Raw genomic sequence first — 8,278 nt, 5'->3', positions numbered from 1 at the left:
CCCCCCCCCCCCCCCCCCCCCCCCCCGCGCCGCCGGGCGGCCGGGAGCCCCGGCGCCCCCCCCCCCCCCCCCCCGCCCCCGAGGCCCGCCGGGCGCCGCGCCCCCCCCCCCCCCCCCCCCCCCCCCCCCGGCGCCCCCACCCCCCCCCCCCCCCCGCCCCCCCGGGGCCCCCCCCCCCCGCCCCCCCCCCCCCCGGGCCCGCCCCCGCCCCGCCGCTCCCGCAGCGCCCGCGCCCCGAACCACCCCAGCAGCACCAGCGCGGCGGCCGAACTCCCGTACTGCAAAATGGTGTAGAGCGGGACGCCTGCGACCGTCCCGTCCAGCGCCGGCAGCAGCCGCGTCCCCCACCGGTCCGCGTGGGTGAACAGGTCCCACCCCACATGCGTGGCCGAGCCGACGGCCGCCGAGACCCAGAACCAGCACGCCAGCGCGGCCGGACGGCGCTCCCGCCACGGCAGACCGCGCACCAGCGCGCGCGCCGGCGGCCGCACCCGGTCCGGCAGCAGCGCCAGCAGCGGTTCCCGTACCAGCAGCCACGCTGCCACCAGCGCGGTGGTGATGAGCACGTCGACCGTGAACACCCCGGCCAGGCTGTGGGTCACCGTGCCGAAGAACATCGCGTCCGGGGCCAGGGACGCCGCGAAGTACGTCATGTCCGGCGCGAACGAGCCCATCACCAGCGCCGAGGCGACCAGCGGACCCCGCGCCCGCCCGGTGCGGCGCAACCCCGGCAGCACCGCCGCGGCATGGCTGAGCGTGAACGGCACGGCGTACCCCCGCAGTTCCCTGCCGCACCCCTCCCGGGCCGCGGCGATGATCGTCGGCGCCCAGTATGTCCGACGCGCCGCGACCGGCCGCGGCCACCGGCCGGCGCCGCCCACCGCAGCCGCGACCCCGGGAACGAGCACGCCGAGAACGGGGCGTTCCGGTCCCTTTCGGGCCGCCCGGACGTCCCGCCGCCGGCCCCCGGGTGACAAAAGCGTGAAGAGCGACAGGGGCCCGCTGCGCCGGGGCGGCGGGCTGACATAGGCTCCGCCTGAGTCGACGCTCCTGGGGAAGTGGAACCGCCAGGGCCACACGGGCCGTCTGAGGCGCGGGATCGTCACTGGGGAGGGACCGTACGCATGGCAGGACACATCGGCCGACGGCTGCGCAAGGGAGCGACCACCACGGCTGTCGCGGCGGCCGCGGTGGCCGCGCTCTCCGCCTCGCAGGCGCCGGGCGTGACCCCGCTCGCCGGAGGCACGGGCGACCAGCCGCCCACCGGAGCCGGCACGGCGAACTCCGCCGCCGACGCGCCGGGCGGCTCGGCCACCGGCGACTCCCCGTACTTCACCGACCTGCCGCCGCTCAAGACGCCCGCCCCCGTCACCCCCGGCAGCACGCCGCCGCCGGTCGGCGCGCCCGTGGTCACCGGCCCGGCCGAGGCCGGCATCCCGGCCACCGTGCTCGCCGCCTACCGGGGGGCCGAGGCCCACCTGAGGTCCACCGACCCCGGATGCAACCTGCCCTGGCAACTCCTCGCCGGCATCGGCAAGGTGGAGTCCGGCCAGGCCCGCGGCGGCCAGGTCGGCCCCGACGGCACCACCTTCACCCCGATCCTCGGCCCCGCCCTCAACGGCGTCGGCTTCGCCCGGATCACCGACACCGACGGCGGCGCCTTCGACGGGGACACGGTGCACGACCGCGCCGTCGGCCCGATGCAGTTCATCCCCTCCACCTGGGCCACCTGGGGCCGCGACGCCAACGGCGACGGCCGGCGGGATCCCAACAACGTCCACGACGCCGCCCTCTCCGCCGGCCTCTACCTCTGCGCCAACAGCCGGGACCTCGCCGTCAAGGCCGACCTGGACCAGGCGATCCTCAGCTACAACCGCTCCACCGAGTACCTCGACACCGTCCTGACCTGGTTCGACTACTACCGCGACAACAGCCACCAGGTGCCCGACGGCACCGGTGTGCTGCCCGTCGACCGCAGCGACCAGAACCCGGTGACCCCGCGGCCCGGCGCCGGCCTGGGCGGCACGCCGCTGCCCACCGCGCCGCCCCTCACGACGACGCCGCCCGCCCCGCAGCCCGGCCGCGAGTCCAAGCCGCCGAAGCCGGACCCGAAGCCCAAGCCGCCGGCGCCCCGGCCGACGCCGCCGCCCGTCACCCCCGTGCCGCGGCCGCCGAAGCCCACGCCCGCGCCGGCCGAGCAGGTCGACCGCCTCAAGGACGCCACCGCGGGAACGCTCACCGCGACCGCCGGCGCCCGCTTCGAGGTGCGCCCGGCCGTCACCGCGGTCGACGCCAAGGGCAAGCCGGTCGGCGGGGTCAGCGTGCGCTTCGTCGTCGTCGGCGACACCGACACCCGCTTCCCGGACGGCGCCGCCACCGCCACCGTGCTCACCGACGCCGACGGCGCCGCCACCGCGCCGCGGCTCCAGGCAGGCGAGCAGGCGGGCCACTTCACCGTCCGCGCCACCGTCGTCGACCGCGACCTGCCCGCCCTCGACCGCCCCGCCACCGTGACCGCGCCCGAGGCCGACGCCCTGGTCCGCACCGACGACGGCGAGCTGACCGCCCAGCCCGAGGGCGAGTTCGGCGCGCCCGTCACCGTCCAGGCCACCCGCAAGGGGGCCGCGCTCGCCGACGTACCGCTCACCGCCACCCTCGTCGCCACCGCCGAGGCCACCGAAGCGGCCGGCAAGGGCCCCTACTTCACCGACGCCGCCGGAAAGCCGGTCCGCACCCTCTCCGGGCTGAAGACCGGCAAGGACGGCACCCTGACCCTGCCCGCGCTGCGCGCCGACGGCGAGTCCGGCGCCTTCCTGCTGAAGGTCACCGCCGAGGGCGGCGCCACCCTCACCATCCAGCTCAAGGTCGCCTGACCGCCCGCGACCGCCGCCGCCCCCGACCGCCGCCCCGCCGCAACGGTCAGGGGCGGCGGCGCGCCGCGGTGTGCCGGGTCGGCTCCGCCGCCGACGGGTCCTCCGGCCACGGGTGCCGGGGATACCGTCCCCGCAGATCGGCCCGCACCGCCCGGTACCCCTCCCGCCAGAACGACGCCAGATCGGCGGTCACCGCCGCCGGCCGCCCGGCCGGAGACAGCAGGTGCACCAGCACCGGCACCCCCGCCACCTCGGGCGTCCTGGTCGCCCCGAACATCTCCTGAAGCTTCACCGCCAGCACCGGCTGCTCCCCGCCGTACGCCAGCCTCACCCGCGAACCGCTCGGCACCGTCAGCCGCTCCGGAGCCAGCTCGTCCAGCCGGGCCGCCTCACCGCTCGCCCACGGCAGCAGCCGGCCCAGCGCCTGCCCCGCGTCCAGCCTCCCCAGGTCCGCCCGCCTCCGCGCCCGCGACAGCTCCGGCTCCAGCCACTCCCCGGCCCGCTCCAGCAGCGCCTCGTCCGACACCTCCGGCCAGTCGCCGCCGCGCACCCGACGCAGGAACGCCAGCCGCTCCCGCAGCCCCTCAGCCTCCCGCGACCAGCGCAGCAGCCCCAGCCCCTCGCGCCGCAGCCCCGTCAGCAGCGCCGCGCGTACGAGGACGGGGTCCGGGTCGCGCAGCGGGCGCACCGCCAACTCGACCGCGCCCAGCCTCTCCACCGTCCGGGCCACCACCTCGCCGTCCTCCCAGCGCACCTCCTCGGCCGAGGCCGCCAGATGCGCGGCGGCCGTCCGCGCGGTGTCCTCGTCCACCACCGCCGCCAGCCTGATCCGTGCCGACGCCGCGCCCGCCGGCCGGTCCGCCACCGCCACCGCCAGCCACCCGGCGGCCCCCAGACCCGAACCCTCGGCGAGCCGCGCCCCCGTGCCCGACGCCATCAGGAACGCGCCCCCGCCCCGCGCCCGCGCCACCCGCTCCGGAAACGCCAGCGCGGTCACCAGACCCACCACGGCGTCGTCGCCCGGCGGCAGGCCGCCCCCGGTGACGCCCGATCGCCCGGATCGCCCGGCGTTGTCGCCCGGCACCTGGCGCTCCAGCCGCCGCACCTCGTCGCGCCAGCGCGCCGCGTAGCCGTCGCCACCGCGCCGGGCCGCCCGCCACGCCGCGGCGAGGTCGTCGCCGTACGACCGCGGAGGCTCCTCGCTCAGCAGCGCCACCACCTCGGCGGCCCGCCGCGCCCCCACCCGCTCCGCGCCGTCCAGCAGCGCCCGGCCCAGCCGCGGATGCAGACCCAGCCGGGCCAGCCTCGAGCCCCGCCCGGTCACCCGGCCCGACGGCTCCACCGCGCCGACCGCCTCCAGCACCGAACGTGCCGCCGCCAGCGCGGCGGCCGGCGGCGCGTCCGGCAGCGCCAGACCCGCCGCCTCCGGATCGCCCCAGGCCGCCGCCTGCAACGCGAACGCCGACAGGTCCGCCACCTGGATCTCCGGCGCGGGGAAACGCGGCAGCCGCCCGTCCTCCGCCTCCGCCCAGCAGCGGTAGACCACCCCCGCCGCCTCACGCCCGGCCCGGCCCGCGCGCTGCCGGGCGGCCGCCCGCGACGCCCGCACCGTCGTCAGCGACCCCAGCCCCCGGGCGTGGTCCACCCGCGGCTCACGGGCCAGCCCCGCGTCCACCACCACCCGCACCCCGGGCACGGTCAACGACGACTCGGCGACGGCGGTGGACAGCACCACCCGGCGGCGCGTCCCCCTCGACAGCACCGCCTCCTGCACCGCCGCCGGAGCCCGCCCGTGCACCTGGAGGACCTCCGCGTCCACGCCGTCCAGCAGCCGGGCCACCCGGGCGATCTCCCCCGTACCGGGCAGGAAGCACAGGACGTCCCCCGGGCACTCGGCCAGCGCCCGCCGCACCACCGACGCCGTGTGCGCCAGCAGCGCCGGGTCGACGAACAGCCCGCTCGGCGGCCGGAGCGTCCCGGCCGGCGGCGCCCAGCGCACCTCTACCGGAAAACCCGGATCCGCCGACTCCACCACCGGCGCACCGCCCAGCAGCCCGGCCCACGCCTCCGTGTCGGTGGTCGCCGAGGCCGCCACCAGCCTCAGCTCCGGGCGCAGCGCCGCGCGCACGTCCACCAGGAACGCCGCCGCGGTGTCCGCGTCCAGATGCCGCTCATGGCACTCGTCCAGCAGCACCGCGTCCACCCCCGGCAGCTCCTGGTCGCGCTGGAGCCGCTGGAGCAGCACCCCGGTGGTCACCACCTCCACCACCGTCTCCCGGGAGACGGCCCGCTCGCCGCGCACCGTGAAGCCCACCCGGCCGCCGACCCGCTCGCCCAGCAGCCACGCCATCCGCCGGGCCGCCGCCCGCACCGCCAGCCTCCGCGGCTCGGCCACCAGCACCCGCGCCCCGCCGGCCGCGAGCACCAGCGGGACCAGGGTCGTCTTGCCGGTGCCCGGCGGCGCGCACAGCACCGCCGCCCCGTGCGCGGCCAGCGCGGCCTCCAGATCGGGCAGACACCCGCGTACCGGCAGCTCCCCCGCCTCCGGACGGAGCTCCGCGAGGCGTATCGCCGGGGCGGTCACGCGTCCCGCTCGCAGACGAAGATCGCCGTGCCCGGGATGAGGTTGCCCCGCAGCGGGGACCAGCCGCCCCACTCCTGGCCGTTCCAGGCCGGCCACTCCGGCTCCACCAGGTCCACCAGCCGGAACCCGCCGGCCACCACGTCCCGCACCCGGTCGCCCAGCGTGCGGTGGTGCTCGACGTACACCGCCCGCCCCCGCTCGTCCTGCTCCACGTAGGGGGTGCGGTCGAAGTAGGAGGCGGCCACCGAGAGCCCCTCGGGACCCGGCTCGTCGGGGAACGCCCAGCGGATCGGGTGGGTCACCGAGAACACCCAGCGCCCGCCCGGCCGCAGCACCCGCCGCACCTCACGGAAGACCCGCACCGGGTCGGCGACGAACGGCACCGCCCCGTACGCCGAGCACGCCAGGTCGAAGGAGCCGTCCCGGAACGGCAGCGCCGCGGCGTCCGCCTCCACCAGCGGCGGCGCGTCCCCGATCCGCAGCGCGTGCTGGAGCTGGCGGTGCGAGAGGTCCAGCGCCACCGGTCGGGCCCCGCGCGCGGCGAGCCAGCGCGCGCACTGCGCGGCGCCGGCGCCGATCTCCAGCACGTCCCGGCCGGCGACCTCGCCGAGCAGTCCGGCCTCCGCCTCGTCCAGTCCCTCCGGGCCCCAGACGAACCGGTCGTCGCCCAGGAAGGAGCCGTGCTCGCTCTGGTACTCGTCCGCGTTGCGGTCCCACCAGCCGCGGCTGGCCGAGCTGCTCTCGGCGTCGCCGGTCTGGCGCCGGACGGCTTCGGGCTCGTACTCTTCGGACGACGGTCCGCCTTCGAACATGGGTCCCTCTCCGCGGGTGGGTCTCTCTTCGGGCCGGGCTCCCCGGCGGACGCCGGGCCGGTCCCGGACGCGTCGGGAGCACCGGCTCGGACGACCGGTTGCGGGGCCGGTCGGGGTCGCATCCGCCGCGGCAGCCACCAAACGTGCCGGGTATGCACCCTTCTGCCCCCGGTGTGCGCCTTCGCGCATTGACCCTGTCCGGCCGCCCCCGTATGCTAAAGGTTGCGCTGCGGGCCTGCGCGCCTCAGACGGAGCAGGTCGCGCTCGCATCTGTTGTATGTCCCCTCGGTTGTCGAGGCGCCACCCGCTGTTCCCGGGGTCGGCGCTTCCCAGGCTGTCCGGCTTCTACAGGCGCGATACGGGCTCTCGGCGTAGCAGTACCTACGACTTCAATGTCCGTACCGGAGCCCTTTCCCACATGACGAGCAGCACCGAGACCACCGCCACCACCCCGCAGGTTGCGGTCAACGACATCGGTAACGAGGAAGCCTTCCTCGCCGCGATCGACGAGACGATCAAGTACTTCAACGACGGCGACATCGTCGACGGCGTCATCGTGAAGGTCGACCGGGACGAGGTCCTGCTCGACATCGGTTACAAGACCGAAGGTGTCATCCCGAGCCGCGAGCTCTCGATCAAGCACGACGTCGACCCGAACGAGGTCGTCAAGGTCGGCGACGAGATCGAGGCCCTGGTTCTCCAGAAGGAGGACAAGGAAGGCCGCCTGATCCTCTCGAAGAAGCGCGCCCAGTACGAGCGCGCCTGGGGCACCATCGAGAAGATCAAGGAAGAGGACGGCATCGTCACCGGTACCGTCATCGAGGTCGTCAAGGGTGGTCTCATCCTCGACATCGGCCTCCGCGGTTTCCTCCCGGCCTCCCTGGTCGAGATGCGCCGCGTCCGCGACCTCCAGCCGTACGTCGGCAAGGAGCTCGAGGCGAAGATCATCGAGCTGGACAAGAACCGCAACAACGTGGTCCTGTCCCGCCGTGCCTGGCTGGAGCAGACCCAGTCCGAGGTCCGCCAGACGTTCCTCACCACCCTTCAGAAGGGTCAGGTCCGCTCCGGCGTCGTCTCCTCGATCGTCAACTTCGGCGCGTTCGTGGACCTGGGCGGCGTCGACGGCCTGGTGCACGTCTCCGAGCTGTCCTGGAAGCACATCGACCACCCGTCCGAGGTCGTCGAGGTCGGCCAGGAGGTCACCGTCGAGGTTCTCGACGTGGACATGGACCGCGAGCGCGTCTCCCTGTCGCTGAAGGCGACCCAGGAGGACCCGTGGCAGCAGTTCGCCCGGACCCACCAGATCGGTCAGGTCGTCCCGGGTAAGGTCACCAAGCTGGTTCCGTTCGGTGCGTTCGTCCGCGTGGACGAGGGCATCGAGGGCCTGGTCCACATCTCCGAGCTGGCCGAGCGCCACGTGGAGATCCCGGAGCAGGTCGTCCAGGTCAACGACGAGATCTTCGTCAAGGTCATCGACATCGACCTGGAGCGTCGCCGGATCTCGCTCTCCCTCAAGCAGGCGAACGAGTCCTTCGGCGCCGACCCGGCCTCGGTCGAGTTCGACCCGACCCTGTACGGCATGGCCGCGTCGTACGACGACCAGGGCAACTACATCTACCCCGAGGGCTTCGACCCCGAGACCAACGACTGGCTCGAGGGCTACGAGACCCAGCGCGAGGCCTGGGAGACCCAGTACGCCGAGGCGCAGCAGCGCTTCGAGCAGCACCAGGCCCAGGTCATCAAGTCCCGCGAGGCCGACGAGGCCGCTGCTGCCGAGGGTGGCAACGCCGCTCCGGCCGCCGCGCCCACCGGTGGCGGTTCGTACTCCTCGGAGTCGGACGACAACTCCGGCGCCCTGGCGTCGGACGAGGCGCTCGCCGCCCTCCGCGAGAAGCTGGCCGGCGGCCAGAGCTGAGGCTCTGACCCCGCGGTGCACCGCTGACCGCACGACCGAGGCCCGGCCCCCTGCCAAGGGGGGCCGGGCCTCGGCCCGTTTCCCGCCCCCGTCG

5 protein-coding genes are annotated in these 8,278 nt (G+C 76.0%); 2 read left to right on the top strand and 3 right to left on the bottom strand.

Translation table 11 applies throughout. The features are described 5' to 3' along the window. On the bottom strand, positions 1-767 hold a 767-nt coding region (locus C6N75_RS23850; RefSeq protein ID WP_146132652.1), incomplete at its 3' end, for a DUF4184 family protein. 357 nt (positions 768-1,124) lie between these two features. Between C6N75_RS23850 and C6N75_RS23845 the strand changes: the two genes are divergently transcribed. Further along, complete coding sequence (locus tag C6N75_RS23845) at positions 1,125-2,873, top strand: lytic transglycosylase domain-containing protein (protein ID WP_105870957.1); 1,749 nt, start codon at positions 1,125-1,127, stop codon at positions 2,871-2,873. A 46-nt stretch (positions 2,874-2,919) separates the two neighbouring features. Here C6N75_RS23845 and hrpB read toward each other — a convergent pair whose 3' ends face one another. Together hrpB and C6N75_RS23835 are read right to left on the bottom strand one after the other, a co-directional pair. After that, positions 2,920-5,457 carry an ATP-dependent helicase HrpB gene (gene hrpB / locus C6N75_RS23840; RefSeq protein WP_258177577.1) on the bottom strand — a complete coding sequence of 846 codons (2,538 nt, stop codon included), beginning with the start codon at positions 5,455-5,457 and terminating at the stop codon, positions 2,920-2,922. Further along, positions 5,454-6,269: a class I SAM-dependent methyltransferase gene (locus tag C6N75_RS23835; RefSeq protein ID WP_105870955.1), complete on the bottom strand. Its 816-nt coding sequence runs from the start codon at positions 6,267-6,269 to the stop codon at positions 5,454-5,456. Before C6N75_RS23835 ends, hrpB begins: the two co-directional genes overlap by 4 nt. A 418-nt stretch (positions 6,270-6,687) precedes the next feature. Between C6N75_RS23835 and rpsA the strand changes: the two genes are divergently transcribed. Then, complete coding sequence (gene rpsA, locus C6N75_RS23830; RefSeq protein ID WP_105870954.1) at positions 6,688-8,184, top strand: 30S ribosomal protein S1; 1,497 nt, start codon at positions 6,688-6,690, stop codon at positions 8,182-8,184. The last annotated feature ends 94 nt before the right edge of the window (positions 8,185-8,278 follow it).

It is taken from the genome of Streptomyces solincola (assembly GCF_002982015.1).
GTDB classification, from domain to species: domain Bacteria; phylum Actinomycetota; class Actinomycetes; order Streptomycetales; family Streptomycetaceae; genus Streptomyces; species Streptomyces solincola.
This window is presented reverse-complemented; position numbering and strand designations above follow the sequence as displayed.